Genomic DNA, 16,807 nt, shown 5'->3' with positions numbered 1-16,807 from the left:
TATCTTTAAGTACCTATCAATCAGGTGCATGAAAGATTATATTTACCTTCAAAGCTTTACGTATTCTCACGAATGTCACGTTGTTAAACATCTTTTAGACAACGAAGATATTTTCTATCACTTTAAGAACGAAACAGTTATAGATCTTATCCCTTTATCTTCCTTTGGCCTTGGCGGCATTAAACTTTACATTCATCCATCACATCTAACTAAAGCAAAAAAAATCTTAGATCAAACTTTTAGAAACAATAGCCATCTTCGTATCGTTTAATCTTCAGTAGTTATTCACATTATATATATCTATTATTTTTCTTTTCTTTTTTTTAAAACTTAAATGATGATATATGATTGCGTGTTAATTTGTGCAATAAAATTTTGTTGATTTATTTGGAATTTGACTTGTGATTAATTGATAACAACTTATCAACAGGTGTTCATATTCTTAAGTACTTGATGCTCTTATATTTTTAAGCTTTACTTAACAATTCTGAAATTTTAAATTAACATATAGATTCTTGAAATTTTAAAATTCACAGGCTGTTTATAACCTGTTGTTAGTTGCTGAAAACTTGAAGAAAAATAACCGACTTATAATTTGGATATATGCTACCATAGCTGGCTTTGTAATTTTTTCTGAATAAACCAAATTAGGTTTTTATTTTCTCATCAAAGGTTATTCACATGTTATTGTCAATTCTAAATACCTGATAATAAAGGTTATTTTAAAAGTAATTAACAATGCAATATTCTTAGGTTAATAAGCACTTTTTATACCTTTGTAAGTAGTTAATAAAACCAGAATTATGAAAATCTCCATTGGTAATGACCACGCCGGGACGCAGTATAAGAATCTAATACAACTGTATCTAGAAAAAGAAGCCGGTATCGAAGTAAAAAATTATGGTACAAATACAGATGATAGTGTAGATTATGCCGATTTTGTTCATCCCGTAGCAGAAGATGTTGAAAACGGAGAAGCAGATTTTGGAATTATCATTTGCGGTAGTGGTAATGGCGCCAGCATGACGGCCAACAAACATCAAAAAATACGTTGTGCATTATGTTGGACGGGAGAGATCACAAAATTATCAAGAGAACATAACGATGCTAACATTTTAAGTATCCCTGCACGTTTTGTTTCTACACAACAGGCCGTAGATATGGTAAAGATTTTTTTAAATACTGAATTTGAAGGTGGTAGACACCAAACAAGGATTGATAAGATTCCCTGCCAGTAATTAACGATCAAGCAAAATAATATATCCCGATTTTATATAAAATCGGGATTCATTTTTTAAAGCCTAATAATGAACATTAGTATTAAGAAATTCAACGAGCTTAGCTTGAGTGAGTTATATCAAATATTACAATTGCGATCTGAAGTTTTTGTGGTAGAACAAGATTGTGTATATCAGGATATCGATGGCAAAGACGATAAAGCTTTACATATTATAGGTGAAGTAAATGGTGAAATTGTAGCCTACACACGTTGTTTTGATAAAGGATTTTATTTTGAAGAATCTGCTATTGGTCGTGTCGTGGTTAAAGACAACCAACGAAAATATGGTTATGGTCACCAGATCATGAAAGCTTCTATAGAAGCCATTAAAGATCATTTTGGTACTGAAAATATTAAACTTTCTGCACAACAATATTTAATTAAGTTCTATGAAAGTCATGGTTTTACCAGTATTGGTGAAGGATACCTTGAAGACGGCATCCCACACATAGCCATGGTAAAATAGTGCTTAATTTTGTAGAATCTTAGCATACTGGCCAGGGTTGTTTAAAACTTCCTTGGCTTTTTTTATTTCTTCGCCATTAGCTACATGATTTTGATATAAACCTTCCTGGTAAAAATAATGTTTAATGATCTGGTCTTGTAAAACCGATTTAATTTCTTCTTTCTTGTTATCTAGATCTTCAGCCTTACTTTTATCGATCTCAGTACTTATTTGTTTATAACTATCAAGTATATCTTGCTGAAAACCTTCAGATTGTGCAGTTATCAACAATTCCTCTAACTCCTGTTCAGTATCGGTTTTATAGTTGAAATCTGATGTTTTTAAATAGGCTTTAAAATCATTAAAATCTGCATCGCTAAACTCGTAAGTTACGGGATCTTCAACATTATGTTGATAATAGTAATTGGTGGCATAATTAAAAATCGCATTTTTCTCCAAAAGCGCTCTGGTAATACTACTATATTCTGAAGATTCTAAGCGAACATCTGGTAAAATTCCACCGCCATCGTAAACTGTTCTTCCGTTTTTGGTTTTAAAAGCATTATAATCTTCCACCTTTGTACGAACAGCTTCGCCATTTTCATCTCGTTTGCGGTAATCTAAAGCCTGTATACAGCGTCCGCTTGGTGTATAATAGCGAGAAATGGTAATTTTAAGTTGCGTACCGTAAGCGATCTCTTTTGGGCGTTGTACCAATCCTTTTCCAAAAGTACGTGCACCAACCACTACTCCTCTATCCAGATCCTGAATAGCTCCTGATACGATCTCACTAGCCGAAGCACTTTGCCCATTCACTAAAACCACTAACGGAATTTTAGTATCTATTGGTTCTTTTTGCGTATAATATTCTTTGTTATATTTCTCGATCACAGATTTGGTGCTGGTAATAAGTTCTCCTTTATCAAGAAAAATATTGCTCACATTTATCGCTTCGCTTAATAAACCACCGGGATTTCCTCTAAGATCAAGAATGATCTTATCTGCACCCTGGCTTTTAAGATCCTTAACCGCTCTACTGGTTTCTTCGTAAGCTTTTTGATTAAATCTACTTAAAACCACATAGCCACTATTATCTTCTAAAAGACTGTAAAACGGCACCGCTTTTAATTCAACTGAACTTCTTTTAATGCTGGTTTGTTGCGTTTTTCCCTGTCTTTGGTAAGTGATATTAACTTCAGAATTTAAAGAACCGTTTAATAAAGTTTGTGCACCTTCAGTAAAATCTGAAACTTTGGTATCCCCAATTTTAGTGATCTTATCGCCAGGTTTTAATCCGGCTATATCTGCTGGGTAATCTTTATAAACTTCAGTTATTAACAGGATATCATCATCTGGTTTTAAAGCTGCACCAATGCCAGTATATTCTCCTTCCATATTAATTCTGGAGCTTTGTACATCCTGCTCGCTCCAAAAATTAGTATAAGGATCCAGATCTGTTAACATTGATTTTATCGCGGTATCCATAAGATCTGCCGGGCTGGTTTCATCAACATAATTCATGTTGATCTCTTTAAAAAGCGTGGTAAAAATTTCAATTTGTTTAGCGATCTCAAAGAAATCAGATTTAAAACCAAAACTTGTGAATAACACCACTCCGCTTGCAGCTAAGATTAGTGTTTTTTTATAGAGATTTTTTTTCATCTTCATTAATAATTTAAGGATGAATACCAACTTCATCTTACTCGATAATCGAGATTAAATGCTCTTAGGCTTACCTCGATATAAAGACGATTTTTTAAAAAAATGCCTCAGGCTTTTGCCCTCAGGTAGTTTACTATTTTAAAACGCTTATTTTTTCCTTTTGTTTTAAGCGTTCCAGTAAGTTAAGCATTAGCTGCTCCATCTTTATTTGAGAAATGTCTTCGCGGGAAAGATAGATAAACATCAATGCATATTGCTGTTTTGCCCCGGTCATAACAATATACTTATTTTTTCTGAAAGATTCTCGCATCAGTCTTTTGATGCGATTGCGTTGTACAGCGGTTTTAATAAATTTCTTCGGAACAGAAAATCCAGTCTTAAAATATCGATTTTTAGCTGAAACTGTCACAGAATCCTGGGAAGTGATAGGAATATAGACCAATCTAAGCGGATAATTCTTTATCGAAATACCTTCAGCAAAAAGCTTATCGATAAGAATTTTACTCTTTAATTTTTCATGTTTTTTGAAGCCTTCTTCCATGCCCCAAAAATAGGTATTGTAAATGGATAATTACAAACTAAACCTTAAGCTGATTATTAGTTTCTTTTTCGGCTTTAAAATCTTTGATGTTCTGTATGGTGACCTCAGCAATTTGCTGTAATGCTTCTTTGGTTAAAAATCCCTGGTGTGCGGTAATAAGAACGTTTGGGAAGGAAATTAACCGAGCGATAATATCGTCTTTGATCACACTTTCAGAAAGATCTTTAAAAAACAATTGTTCTTCCTGCTCGTAAACATCGATACCTAAGTAACCTAATTTACCAGATTTAAGTGCTTCGATAGTATCTACGGTGTTAATTAATGGGCCACGGCTGGTGTTAATTAACATCATACCATCTTTCATTAATTTAAAGCTTTCTTTGTTGATGATGTGCTTGGTTTCTGGATTTAGCGGGCAGTGTAAAGAAATAATATCAGATTGTTCTAGTAATTTTTCAAAAGAAACATAAGTACCGCCTTGCGCTATGATCTCTTTATTTTCAAACTTGTCGTAAGCGATAATCTTACAGCCAAAACCTGTCATATTTTTCGCAAAAATACTTCCTATTTTACCGGTCCCAATTACCCCTATGGTTTTCCCGTGAAGGTTGAATCCGCGTAAACGCTCTAAAGAAAAATTTCCTTCTCTAATACGATTATATGCTTTGTGTGTTTTTCTATTTAAAGTAAGAATAAGCGCAACGGCATGTTCTGCTACGGCTTCTGGAGAATATGCCGGTACACGATATACTTTTATACCATATTTTGCCGCTGCAGCAAGGTTTACATTATTAAAACCGGCACAGCGCAGTACCACAAATTTAACCTTGTTTTCAGCTAAAATCGCTAAAGTTTCTTCATCCAGATCATCGTGGACAAAAACGCAAACACCATCGTAACCTTTGGTAAGATCTGCAGTGTCTTTGTATAATCTAACTTCAAAATATTTAAGATCTATTTCCTGTTTGTGATAAGGATCAAAGAATTCTTTATCATAAGATTTGGTGCTAAAAAACGCTAATTTCATATTCTTGAGGTTGGATTGGTATTCTAAAAATATAAAATAGATCGACTAAATAAAATTTAATCTATCATTAAAGGTTTAATTTCCTGTAGTTCTTGATTATGGAAGCTTTTTAAAACAAAAAAGTCCGGCATTTGCCGGACTTTCTATTCTAGATAAGAAATATTCTTATTCTGAGTCTACCTGTCCGTAAGTATTATTGTTACGGTTTACATCTGCCATAAGCTGAGATTCGTCAATTTCGATCGATTTTATATCTGCTTTTGCAGCATCGATTTCCAACTCGTAAGTAGGAAATGCCCACGGCCAGTCTTCTTTTAAAATACGCTCTACATCTCCTTCAGCTGGTTTTTCCCAACGCATCATGCGCAATGGCATATAGTATAATTTTTTACTACCATCGTTTAAAGTTACTGTAACTTCAACAGGCATTGGCATTAAAGCTTTTCTTTCTAAGGTAATTTTGGTTCCGTTTTCTGCATCTTCAACGCTATTAATAGCATAATCAATTTGATTGGTAGTTTCGGTCCAATCTGTTAGATACCAGTGTAATTCGGCTCCAGAAACTTTTTCAGCAATTCTTATAAAATCGTTTGGTGTTGGATGTTTAAATTTCCATTCATCATAATAACGATTTAAAGTTTCAGCTAAATTATCCTGACCAATAACATAACCAAGTTGCGATAAGAAAACCGCTCCTTTACTGTATGCAGCAATAGAATATGCAGTATTGATATCGTAACGATCACCATGCGTAGTTTGTGGTTGCTCCATACCAGAAGTTGCAATATAGTTGTAACCTCTGTACGATCCAGCGGTTGGATTTCCTGAAGTTCCCTTGATCGTTTTTTGTGCTAATCCAGAAATATAAGTAGTAAAACCTTCGTCCATCCACGGATGCTGAGATTCGTTTGTTCCTAATAATTGCTGAAACCAAGAATGTGCAAACTCATGTGCGGTAGTTCCTAATAAACTATTGTAGCTTTCGCCACCGGTAATTAAGGTACACATGGCATACTCCATACCACCGTCACCACCTTGAATAATTGAATATTGTGGCCATGGATAAGGACCAATATGCTCGTTAAAGAAAGCTAGTAGTTTTGCAGTTTCTGGCTGAATTCTTTGCCATGCATCAGTAACTTTTGGGTCGTCCTTATATAAAAAGTGAAGTGTTACTCCGCTTTCAGTTTCCAATTTGTCGTGGATATATTCTGGATCTGCAGCCCAGGCAAAATCGTGAACTTTTTCAGCTTTAAAATTCCAGGCTAGTTTTTTGCCTTTACGCTTTACTTTAGTTCCTTCTTCTTCGTAACCATAACCAATTTCTTCAGGGTTTTGTAAAACTCCTGTACCACCAATAATATAATCTTTGTCGATATTAATGGTTACATCAAAATCTCCCCAAACGCCATGAAACTCTCTGGCGATATAAGGATCTGCATGCCAGCCTTCAAAATCATATTCGGCTAATTTAGGATACCATTGTGTCATAGAAAGTGCAACACCATCGGCGTTATTTCTACCAGATCTTCTAATCTGAACAGGCACCTGGCCTTCAAATTCCATTTTAAAAGTAGTAGATTTTCCAGGTAAAATTGGTTCAGCAAGATGAACGATAAGAATCGTTTCTTCGTCTTCCATCTCTACTTTCTTACCATTCTGAGTTAAAGAAGTGGCTCTTAAATAACCAATTTCGTCTTCATTAAGTTTGGCAATTCTACTTTCGTAATCTGGATTTTGACGATCTCCTTTGTTGTTTACCATTCTCCCATCTGGATCCTGAATATCCTGTAAACGAGTATCCATTTCGCTTCCTGGTTGGAAAGCGTTAAAGAACATATGATAATATACTTTGGTTAAAGTATCTGGAGAATTATTGGTATAAACCAACTCCTGTGTACCGGTATATTGGTAATTTTCAACATTCATATCTACGTCCATATCGTAGTCTACATGCTGTTGCCAGTAACTGGTATTATTTTGAGCCTGCGAAAATGCAGTGGCCAATAGAGCCAGACTAAAAATTAGTTTTTTCATAAATTTGGGTTATTATTTAGAAACTTTTGAGGCTAAAATTAATGCATTATATAAATTAGCAATCTTTCCAGAGGTAGAAAGTTCACTAAATTCCTTTGTGTTTAATCGATCACCGCCAACAATTACATTCGCCTGAACCGGTAAACCACTATCCATAATGATCTTTTTAACCTGTGGAGCGGTTAATTTAGGAAAATAAGATCTAATCATAGCCGCTACACCCGCAACCGCCGGTGAAGCCATAGATGTTCCCTGTAAATATTCGTATTCATTATTTGGTGTGGTAGACCAAATTTTATTTCCGGGAGCAAAAACATCAACATTTTTCTTTCCGTAGTTAGAAAAATCGGCTACCAGTTTAGAACCATAATCGTAATTTAAAGCACCAACCGTTAAGAAGTTATCGCTAATTTCTACAGAATTTTCTGGTGTTTGATCGTTAGGATACACCATTTTTTCATCTAGATTCAAACTTTCGTTACCTGCTGCATTTACGATCAAAACATCATTCTCTGCTGCATATTTAACGGCTTCTCTTACCCATTCTGGATGCGTAGAGAAATATTTTCCAAAACTGGTATTTATTACTTTAGCACCATTATCTACGGCATATCTAATAGCAAGAGCAATGTCTTTATCGTACTCATCGCCATTAGGGACAGCTCTAACGGTCATGATCTCTACATTTTGGGCAACACCGTCCATTCCAATACCGTTATTTCGTTGTGCAGCGATAATCCCAGATACGTGCGTACCATGTTTAATATTTTCCTTATCAGCTTCAGGTCCCATTACGTTATTATTTCCGTAATCACGATCGCTAAGATCATCTGGATCGTCACCAACGATGGCTCTTCCATCAAGCTCTAAATTCAAATTGATTTCGAGCATTTCTTTATAATAATCAATTGCTCCATCCAGTTCTTCAATCGCTTTTGGAATATTTTCGTTCACATTTTGCTGAATCTGAAGCAACATGGCTTTATACTGGCTTAAAGGTTGCGCAGTAGCCTGCATGGCTCTTAATTCTTCCATAGTATAATCTTCTTTCCCTAATTGAGAAGAAACCGCCTGATGCGCTGCTACCAATTGCGATTTTATTTGCTCATATTGAGAAACATTTTGCTGAGTTTCGTTTAGTTCTTTACGATATTCTTCTTCAGCTTCTTTATATAAAATGAATTCTTCCCGATTTGCAGCACTAACTGTACTTGCAGATTTTCCTTCATATTTAGGTTTTAATTCTCTATAAATTCGAACATATTCCAGGTTTTCATCTACAGCATCGCCTAAAAAGTTCCAACCGTGAACATCGTCGATGTAGCCATTGTTATCATCATCAATTCCGTTCCCGGGAATTTCGTCTTCGTTGGTCCAAAGCACGTTTTTAAGATCTTCGTGCTCGATGTCTGTACCACTATCGATCACTCCAACAATAACTTTTTTACCTTTTTGATCTTTAATTATTTCTGAATAAGCTCTATCTACACTCATTCCAGGGATGGTATCATAAATAAGATCTGCTTCTGGCCAGTTTTTAAACTGAGCATCTGTAAGTGCAGTAACCTTAAGCGGAATGGTATCGATATTAGCGATTGGGGTTGAAACTATTGCAGGAGCACTACTCCCACAAGACGCAAGAATGGCTGCTGAGGTAGCAGCCAGTAATGGTTTATAAAATGGAATTTTCATTTTAGTTAAATAATTCATTAAACGTGTATGTTTGATCATGTCTCACACCTTTTTCAGTGTGTTTTACGGTTATAACTTCGTTGTGAGCGTCATGTTGCATAAACAAATAGATTTCTTCATCTGCTGCTTTATCTAAAAAGCTTTGCTTTTCAGGTAAAGTAAGTAAAGGCCTGGTGTCGTATCCCATCACATAGGGTAAAGGAATATGACCCGCGGTTGGCAAAAGATCTGCCATAAAAACCAGTTTTTTCCCTTTATACTCCAGGTGTGGTATCATTTGTTTGTCGGTATGTCCATCTACAAAGAGCACGCCAAAGCCAAGATCTGGTATTTTGGTGAAATTTTCTTTGTCTTTTCGATCTACAAAATGAAGTTGCCCACTTTCTTCTATTGGTAAGATATTTTCTTTTAAAAATGATGCTTTTTCGCGTGCATTAGGTTTTGTGGCCCAGTCCCAGTGATCTTTATTACTCCAGTATTTAGCGTTTTTAAATACGGTTTCGTAACCGGTGCGATCTTTATTCCATTGCACGCAGCCACCGCAGTGATCAAAATGAAGATGTGTAGTAAAAACATCGGTAATGTCGTCGCGATGAAATCCGTTTTTTTGTAAAGATCTATCTAGAGAATCATCACCCCACTGATAATAATAACTAAAGAATTTGTCGCTTTGCTTATCCCCAAGTCCTGTATCGATAAGAATTAGTTTATTTCCATCTTCGATCAAAAGGCTTCTGGCGCCAATATCGATCATGTTATTGCTATCTGCAGGATTGGTCTTTTGCCAGATACTTTTAGGAACAACGCCAAACATAGCACCGCCGTCCAGTTTAAAATTTCCTGCTTCGATAGGATATAATTTCATAAAAAATCAAATTTTCACAATATATCGCAAATTATTAAATCAAATTCTCAAAAGCAGTTTATTAGCCTGATTTAACATGAGATTAGAAATAAATCGAGTTTAAGACGAGCTTAGGAGCAAACTAAACTATTTTTAATATTTTTAGCATTTAAATCAAACCGAAAAGATTAATGTTAGAATTAGCAGGTATAGTAATTTTAGGAATATTGGCACAATGGGTGGCGTGGAAGTTTAAAATTCCTGCAATCCTTCCGTTGATATTGATTGGTCTTTGTGTGGGACCAATTGCGACCATATTTACAGAGGATGGAAGTAAGCTTATAGAACCTATCTGGAATGGCGAATCTGGATTATTCCCGGGCGAAAGTTTATTTTATTTTGTCTCTCTCGCCATAGGGATCATTCTTTTTGAAGGTGGTTTAACGCTTAAAAAAGGTGAAATCTTAAATGTGGGTTTCGTGATTGTGAAGCTTATAACAGTCGCTGTAATTATCACTTTTATTGGTGCCGGTATTGCTGCACATTATATTTTTGATCTCAGCTGGCAAATTTCGTTTTTATTTGCCTCGCTAATCATTGTTACCGGGCCTACGGTAATTACACCTATTCTTAGAAATATTCCGCTTAAAAAGGATATTTCAACGATCTTAAAATGGGAAGGAATCTTAATCGATCCTATTGGTGCTTTGGTTGCTGTACTGGTTTTTGAGTTTATAAGTGCCGGGAAAGGAAAAGAATATACTTCAACCGTATTGTTAGAATTTGGTAAGATCGTGCTTTTTGGATTCACTTTTGGATTTACTTTTGCCCATGCCCTCGCCTACAGTATCAAGAAAAATATCATTCCGCATTATTTATTAAACGTACTTACACTGGCCGCAGTACTTGGTGTTTTTGTATTGTCTGATCAATTTGCACACGAAAGCGGACTTCTAGCCGTGGTTGTGATGGGAATGGTGATGGGAAATATAGATTTACCAAATTTAAAAGAGCTGCTTTATTTCAAGGAATCTTTAAGTGTTCTTTTAATTTCGATCTTATTTATACTGCTGGCTGCAAATATTAATATGGAAGATCTTTACTTGGTATTTACAAGTAAAGCGATTTGGTTATTTGCAGTGATCGTTTTCGTAGTAAGACCGCTGGGTGTTTTTATAAGTAGTATTAATTCTTCGCTTAAATTCAACGAAAAGTTATTTATAAGCTGGGTTGGTCCTCGAGGTATCGTAGCTGCAGGTATTGCTTCGCTATTTGGTATAGAATTAGCAAATCAAGGTGTAGAAGGAGCCGAATATATTACGCCTTTGGTGTTTATGATCGTATTGGGGACAGTACTATTAAATGCTACGACGGCACGTTTATTTGCTCAGCTCGTAGGCGTATTTTTGAAAGATTCTGAAGGAATTTTAATTATTGGAGCTTCATCTTTCTCAAGGATCATTGGTAAATACATGGAAGAAAATGGTCGTCATGTTGTTTTAGTAGATAACAATGGGATGAATGTTAGAAAAGCGAAAAGCATGGGATTAGATGCGATCGAAGAAAATGTATATTCTGAAGATCTTATTAATAATATCGAGCTTAATGATATAGGTTATTTGATGGCCATGACCAGTAACAGTGAGATTAATAAAAATGCCATAGAAAAGTTTAGAAAGCATTTTGGTGAAAATGGATCTTTTAGAGTGGTTTCTCCTGAAGAAATGCAGGATCCAGAAAATAATCCAAAAGAAGGATTGTTCTCTCAAACAGATGATTACGTAAAACTTACGAATCTTGCCCGCAAGTACTCGCAAGTACACGAGGTTACTTTAAATTCTAAAGAGCATTACGAAGGATTAATTGAAATTTCTAAAACCGATTCTGATATTATTCCGCTGTTTGTAAAAAATACTGAAGGAAATCTTAGTATCATTCCGTCTAATAGTAAAGAAGTAGAAATCGAAGAAGGCTTTAAACTTGTTTATCTAGGAAAACAGATGGAAGTTGAAGATAACTCGAATACTGGCGACGAAGAAGATACGAAAACCAAAACCGATGATGATTAGTAAAATAATAGACTAAGCCATAAATTGTGATAAAAATGCCCAATTTTAAATATTAAAATTGGGCATTTATGGTTTATATTTTTTAATGGGATTTAATCTTCATCCATAGCGTCGATAAGATCGTCTGTAATTTCAAGGTTATGATATACGTTTTGAACGTCATCATCATCTTCAAACTTTTCGATGAGGTTTAAGATCTTTTTAGCGTCCTCCACCGGCAGTTCCAAGGTATTTAAAGGAATTCGTTGTACTTCAGAAGATTTTGTTTCGATCTCTAATTCTTCAAGCTTAGAAGACATCAGTCCAAAATCATTAAAATCGGTATAAACTGTTATTAGATCATCTTCTTTTTCGATTTTGGTGGCACCACCTTCTATAAGTTCGAGTTCAAATTCCTCAAGATTCATTTCAATTTTTTCTTTTTCAAGAACAAAAACTCCTTTTTTATCGAATAAAAATTCTAACGAACCATTGGTACCTAAACTTCCGCCATTTTTAGTGAAAATGGATCTCACAGAAGCTACGGTTCTATTGGTATTATCTGTGGTGCATTCAACAAAGATTGCGATTCCGTTAGGTCCATAACCTTCAAAACTTACTGTTTCGTAGTTATCGGCATCTGCCCCACTTGCTTTTTTAACAGCTCGATCTATGGTGTCTTTGGGCATGTTTACCCCTTTTGCATTGCTTATTGCATTACGTAAACTTGGGTTAGCTTCAGGATCTGCACCGCCACCTTCTTTTACAGCAACACTAATTTCTTTAATTGCTCGGGTAAATTGCTTTGCACGTTTTTTATCCTGCGCTCCTTTGCGGTGTTTTATATTCGCCCATTTACTATGTCCAGCCATTTTATTCTCCTTTTTCGCGTTTTTTAATCAGTTTTGGTTCAATTTAAGTCGATTTTGGTCAAAAATGAAGCAATTTTCACAAATTTAAGAAATTGAGAAATCAATAAGAAATAAGGGGGATTTATACCCTATTTTATTCTGAGGCAGATTTTAATGCTACCAATTGGTTATATTGTAGATGAAAATTCACTCTTAATCAATCAAAAAATGAAGAAGTTATTTTTAATACCAATGTTGTTGGTATGTTTTCTATTGGGCTCTTGCGGTAGTGATGACGACAATGATTCTGAAATTTCTAACGAAATTAATGGAACCTGGGAAGTTTCTAACGTTTATTACGAAGGTGATATGAATTATGGCAATTTGGATTACCAATTTATAGGCCAGTCCGTGAGTTTTGATGATTATATCTTCGATTTTAAAGAGGACGGTACATTTACATCTTCTGGAGCTTATACAGTCGAGTTCACCATGATCATGAACGGCCAGGAGTACACTAGTGAAGAAGCTGTACCATATTCATCGGTATCGGGTAATTACTCGATAGTTGATGACAAACTATATTTGGAAACACAATCTGAAGAACATGAGGTTGAAATCATAGAACTGAGTTCTAATAGAATGATCCTTAACGCTTCAGGAAGTGCAGCCTTAACCGGCGGAATGGAAGGTACTGCAAATGTAGATGTAATGGAGATCACACTTCAGAAGCAATAAGCATAAAACAAGTAAAAAATAAAAACCCTCATAGTTTTTAAGCTATGAGGGTTTTTATATAAAATCAGTTTATAACTGTTATTAATCGTTTAGTTTTAAAACGGCCATAAACGCTTCCTGAGGAATTTCTACGTTTCCTACTTGGCGCATACGTTTTTTACCCTTTTTCTGCTTCTCTAATAGCTTTCTTTTACGAGAGATATCTCCACCATAACATTTTGCGGTAACGTCTTTCCTAAGGGCTTTTACAGTTTCTCTGGAAATGATCTTAGCCCCGATCGCCGCCTGAATAGGAATATCAAACTGCTGTCTTGGGATAAGTTCTTTCAGTTTTTCACACATTTTCTTACCAATATCGTAAGCATTGTCCTGGTGTAATAAAGCTGATAGTGCATCTACTTTATTGGCGTTAAGAAGTACATCTACTTTTACCAGTTTAGAAGCACGCATTCCTATTGGTGAATAATCGAAAGATGCATAACCTCTGGAAACTGTTTTTAGGCGATCATAAAAATCGAAAACAATTTCTGCTAAAGGCATATCGAACGAAAGTTCTACACGCTCTGTAGTTAAATAAGTTTGATTTGTAATTTCTCCTCGTTTCTCAATACAAAGCGACATTACTGGCCCAACATAATCGGCTTTGGTAATAATTGTAGCTTTAATAAACGGTTCTTCTACTCTATTTAAGGTTGATGGTTCTGGTAGATCTGATGGATTGTTTACCAAAATCATCTCATCTGGCTCCTTATTGGTATAAGCAAAATAAGAAACGTTAGGTACGGTAGTAATTACCGTCATATCGAATTCACGCTCTAATCGTTCCTGAATAATTTCCAGGTGAAGCATTCCTAAGAATCCACATCTAAAACCAAATCCTAAAGCTGCAGAACTCTCTGGAGTGAATACTAAGGAAGCATCATTAAGCTGAAGTTTCTCCATCGATGCTCTAAGCTCTTCGTAATCTTCTGTATCTACAGGATAAATTCCCGCAAATACCATTGGTTTTACATCTTCGAAACCGGCAACGGCCTCTGTCGTAGGATTTTTAGCATCGGTAATGGTATCCCCAACTTTTACTTCACGGGCATCTTTTATTCCGGTAATTAGATATCCAACATCGCCAGTTTTGATCTCCTGTTTTGGATGCTGAATTAATTTTAAAGTACCAACTTCATCTGCTGAATAATCTTTGCCTGTAGCAACGAATTTTATGTGTTGATTCTTTTTTATGCTACCATTTATTACTCTAAAGAAAGTCTCTACGCCGCGGAATGGATTGTAAACCGAATCAAAGATTAAGGCTCTTAAAGGAGCATCAACTTTACCACTTGGTGCAGGAATTCTGGTAATAATAGCATGTAATATTTCTTCGATCCCGATACCTGTTTTTGCACTGGCAGGAATCACCTCTTCACGATCGCAACCTAAAAGATCTACAATATCGTCTGTAACTTCTTCTGGATTGGCACTGGGAAGATCAACTTTATTTAAAACCGGAATGATCTCCAGGTCATTTTCTAAAGCCAGATAAAGGTTAGAAATCGTTTGTGCCTGGATACTTTGTGCGGCATCTACCACCAATAAAGCGCCTTCACAGGCAGCAATAGATCTAGAAACTTCGTAAGAAAAGTCTACGTGTCCCGGGGTATCGATAAGATTTAAAACGTATTGTTCACCTTCATGAATGTAATCCATTTGGATTGCATGACTTTTAATAGTGATACCACGCTCCCGCTCCAAATCCATACTATCCAAAAGCTGTGCTTGCTTTTCTCTCTCTGTTACCGATCCTGTAAAATCTAAAAGGCGGTCTGCCAACGTACTTTTACCGTGATCGATATGGGCGATGATACAAAAGTTACGAATGTGTTTCATGCAATTGTGAACATTTTAAATTATATCCAAACTTGGATGTAGCTGAGGTTTTCCCTCAATATCTTTTAAATAATTCGTTTTAAATAGGATAGCTTGTAATTTGTAAAACCATCATTTTAAAGCGAACCCAAATTTTATGATCAAAAATCAATCAAAATATTATAATATTTGACAGTATAGTTATAAAATTTTTGGGCTGCAAATATAGTTTATTTCAAATACCTGATGTAAACTTTAAATGGCTCTTTAAAAATTCAAGTTTTGGCTCGAAATTATAGATAATTCTAAATAAAAATTTAGATTATGTTCTTTTTAATTATAAAAAAAGTTAATAAAGTGTTTAAGTTTTATAAAAAAGTTTCTTTTTTTTGTAGAAAGTCTTTTTAGAAAATTTTAATGATTTGAATTTAAGCTTTTTTAAAATGCTAATTTAAAACACGAGTAAATAAATATTATGAGCGATAACTCGAAAACTTCAGGAACCAGTAAATCTATAATCATTATAGGTGTTTTATTTTTCATCTTTGGATTTGTAACCTGGTTAAACTCAGTTTTAATCCCTTATTTAAAAACAGCGAACGATCTTAATAACTTCCAGTCGTTCTTTGTAGCATTTGCATCTTACATCTCTTATTTTGTGATGGCAATTCCTTCAGCTAAAGTTTTAGAAAAAACAGGTTTCAAAAAAGGAATGGGGCTTGGATTAGTTGTGATGGCAGTTGGTGCTTTAATATTCATCCCGGCTGCAGCATCAAGAACTTATGCTTTATTTTTAACAGGATTGTTTGTTCAGGGAACAGGTTTAGCTTTATTACAATCTGCTGCAAATCCATATATCACCGTTTTAGGCCCAATAGAAAGTGCTGCGAAGCGTATTAGTATTATGGGTATTTGTAATAAGGTTGCAGGTATTTTAGCACCTTTAACGATTGGAGCCATATTACTTAAAAATATGGATCAGGTGGAAGCGAAACTTAGCACCTTAACCGGAGCCGAGCGTGAAGCCGAATTAGATTTGCTTTCTTCACGAGTTGAGATGCCTTATATCGTAATGGCGATCGTTCTTGTAGGTTTAGCGGTTTTAATTTATTTTTCTTCTTTACCAGAAATTGAAACTGACAAAGAAGATGAAAGTTTAGCAGAAGCTAATAAAAATAAAACCAGTGTTTTCCAATTTCCTAATTTACTTTTAGGAACTTTAGCGATGTTTCTTTACGTTGGTGTAGAGGTTATTGCCGGTGATACAGTAATTACCTATGCAAAAGATGGGCAGGGAATTGCTTCTGAAGCGGCTTTACAATTTACATCCTATACACTAGCGGCAATGATCGTTGGTTATTTGATCGGGACTGTTACTATTCCAAAATATATTAGTCAGGCAAAAGCATTACAAATTTCAGGAATCTTAGGTATTATCTTAGGTTTAGCGGCTATTTTTACTGAAGGTTTTGTTTCCGTACTTTGTATATCGATGCTTGGTTTAGCAAATGCGGTTGTTTTTCCTGCAATCTGGCCTTTAGCTTTAGACGGTCTTGGAAGATTCACTAAAATAGCTTCTTCATTCTTGATCATGGCTATTGCCGGTGGTGCGATCGTTCCTTTGGCTTATGGTTCTTTAGCAGATAGCTTTGGGCTTCAGCAGGCATATTGGGTAGTGATTCCGTGTTATTTATACATTCTTTTCTTTGCCGTTAAGGGACATAAGATTAGATAAGCACATCTTGGATTTAATGAATCAAACCTCGGGGAATTAAACACTCAATGG

At 35.3% G+C, this 16,807-nt stretch carries 14 protein-coding genes; 6 read left to right on the top strand and 8 right to left on the bottom strand.

The features are described 5' to 3' along the window. Positions 1 to 28: 28 nt before the first annotated feature. The 3 genes from BM201_RS02495 (at position 29) to BM201_RS02485 (ending at position 1,745) form a co-directional block, all read left to right on the top strand. On the top strand, positions 29 to 271 hold the full coding sequence (locus BM201_RS02495; RefSeq protein ID WP_092539806.1) for a hypothetical protein: 243 nt from the start codon (positions 29 to 31) through the stop codon (positions 269 to 271). A 532-nt stretch (positions 272 to 803) separates the two neighbouring features. Continuing rightward, positions 804 to 1,238 carry an RpiB/LacA/LacB family sugar-phosphate isomerase gene (locus BM201_RS02490; protein WP_084841997.1) on the top strand — a complete coding sequence of 145 codons (435 nt, stop codon included), beginning with the start codon at positions 804 to 806 and terminating at the stop codon, positions 1,236 to 1,238. 69 nt (positions 1,239 to 1,307) lie between these two features. After that, positions 1,308 to 1,745, top strand: coding sequence for a GNAT family N-acetyltransferase (locus BM201_RS02485; protein WP_092539805.1), 438 nt, complete (start codon positions 1,308 to 1,310; stop codon positions 1,743 to 1,745). Between the two features lie 3 nt (positions 1,746 to 1,748). Here the strand turns inward: BM201_RS02485 and BM201_RS02480 are convergent, their stop codons facing one another. The 6 genes from BM201_RS02480 to BM201_RS02455 form a co-directional block, all read right to left on the bottom strand. Next, positions 1,749 to 3,386, bottom strand: coding sequence for a S41 family peptidase (locus tag BM201_RS02480; RefSeq protein WP_092540592.1), 1,638 nt, complete (start codon positions 3,384 to 3,386; stop codon positions 1,749 to 1,751). Between the two features lie 133 nt (positions 3,387 to 3,519). After that, complete coding sequence (gene rnpA, locus BM201_RS02475) at positions 3,520 to 3,927, bottom strand: ribonuclease P protein component (protein WP_084842000.1); 408 nt, start codon at positions 3,925 to 3,927, stop codon at positions 3,520 to 3,522. A 37-nt stretch (positions 3,928 to 3,964) separates the two neighbouring features. Beyond that, on the bottom strand, positions 3,965 to 4,954 hold the full coding sequence (locus BM201_RS02470) for a 2-hydroxyacid dehydrogenase (protein ID WP_092539804.1): 990 nt from the start codon (positions 4,952 to 4,954) through the stop codon (positions 3,965 to 3,967). 165 nt (positions 4,955 to 5,119) lie between these two features. Beyond that, positions 5,120 to 6,991 (bottom strand): M1 family metallopeptidase, encoded by a 1,872-nt coding sequence (locus BM201_RS02465; protein WP_092539803.1) that lies wholly within the window; start codon positions 6,989 to 6,991, stop codon positions 5,120 to 5,122. A gap of 12 nt (positions 6,992 to 7,003) precedes the next feature. After that, the gene (locus BM201_RS02460) at positions 7,004 to 8,683 is read right to left on the bottom strand and encodes a S8 family peptidase (RefSeq protein ID WP_175486992.1); all 1,680 of its coding nucleotides are present in this window, start codon (positions 8,681 to 8,683) and stop codon (positions 7,004 to 7,006) included. A gap of 1 nt (position 8,684) precedes the next feature. Continuing rightward, positions 8,685 to 9,548, bottom strand: coding sequence for an MBL fold metallo-hydrolase (locus BM201_RS02455; protein WP_092539802.1), 864 nt, complete (start codon positions 9,546 to 9,548; stop codon positions 8,685 to 8,687). Between the two features lie 170 nt (positions 9,549 to 9,718). Here BM201_RS02455 and BM201_RS02450 point away from each other — a divergent pair, with 170 nt between their 5' ends. Next, the gene (locus tag BM201_RS02450) at positions 9,719 to 11,596 is read left to right on the top strand and encodes a cation:proton antiporter (RefSeq protein WP_092539801.1); all 1,878 of its coding nucleotides are present in this window, start codon (positions 9,719 to 9,721) and stop codon (positions 11,594 to 11,596) included. 92 nt (positions 11,597 to 11,688) lie between these two features. Here BM201_RS02450 and BM201_RS02445 read toward each other — a convergent pair whose 3' ends face one another. Then, positions 11,689 to 12,447, bottom strand: coding sequence for a YebC/PmpR family DNA-binding transcriptional regulator (locus BM201_RS02445; RefSeq protein WP_092539800.1), 759 nt, complete (start codon positions 12,445 to 12,447; stop codon positions 11,689 to 11,691). A 207-nt stretch (positions 12,448 to 12,654) separates the two neighbouring features. On the opposite strand from BM201_RS02445, the gene BM201_RS02440 reads away from it, so the two are divergent. Then, a complete protein-coding gene (locus tag BM201_RS02440; RefSeq protein WP_175486958.1) occupies positions 12,655 to 13,164 on the top strand; it encodes a lipocalin family protein in 510 nt (169 codons plus the stop codon). Between the two features lie 81 nt (positions 13,165 to 13,245). On the opposite strand, the gene lepA is transcribed toward BM201_RS02440, so the two are convergent. Beyond that, entirely contained in the window at positions 13,246 to 15,042 is a 1,797-nt protein-coding gene (lepA, locus tag BM201_RS02435; RefSeq protein WP_092539798.1) for a translation elongation factor 4, read from the bottom strand. 454 nt (positions 15,043 to 15,496) lie between these two features. On the opposite strand from lepA, the gene BM201_RS02430 reads away from it, so the two are divergent. Next, entirely contained in the window at positions 15,497 to 16,756 is a 1,260-nt protein-coding gene (locus tag BM201_RS02430; RefSeq protein WP_092539797.1) for a sugar MFS transporter, read from the top strand. Positions 16,757 to 16,807 lie beyond the last annotated feature (51 nt).

This window comes from Zunongwangia mangrovi (assembly GCF_900112105.1).
GTDB classification, from domain to species: Bacteria; Bacteroidota; Bacteroidia; order Flavobacteriales; family Flavobacteriaceae; genus Zunongwangia; species Zunongwangia mangrovi.
Note: the sequence above shows the minus strand (reverse complement) of the source record. Positions and strands in the feature narration are given on the sequence as shown.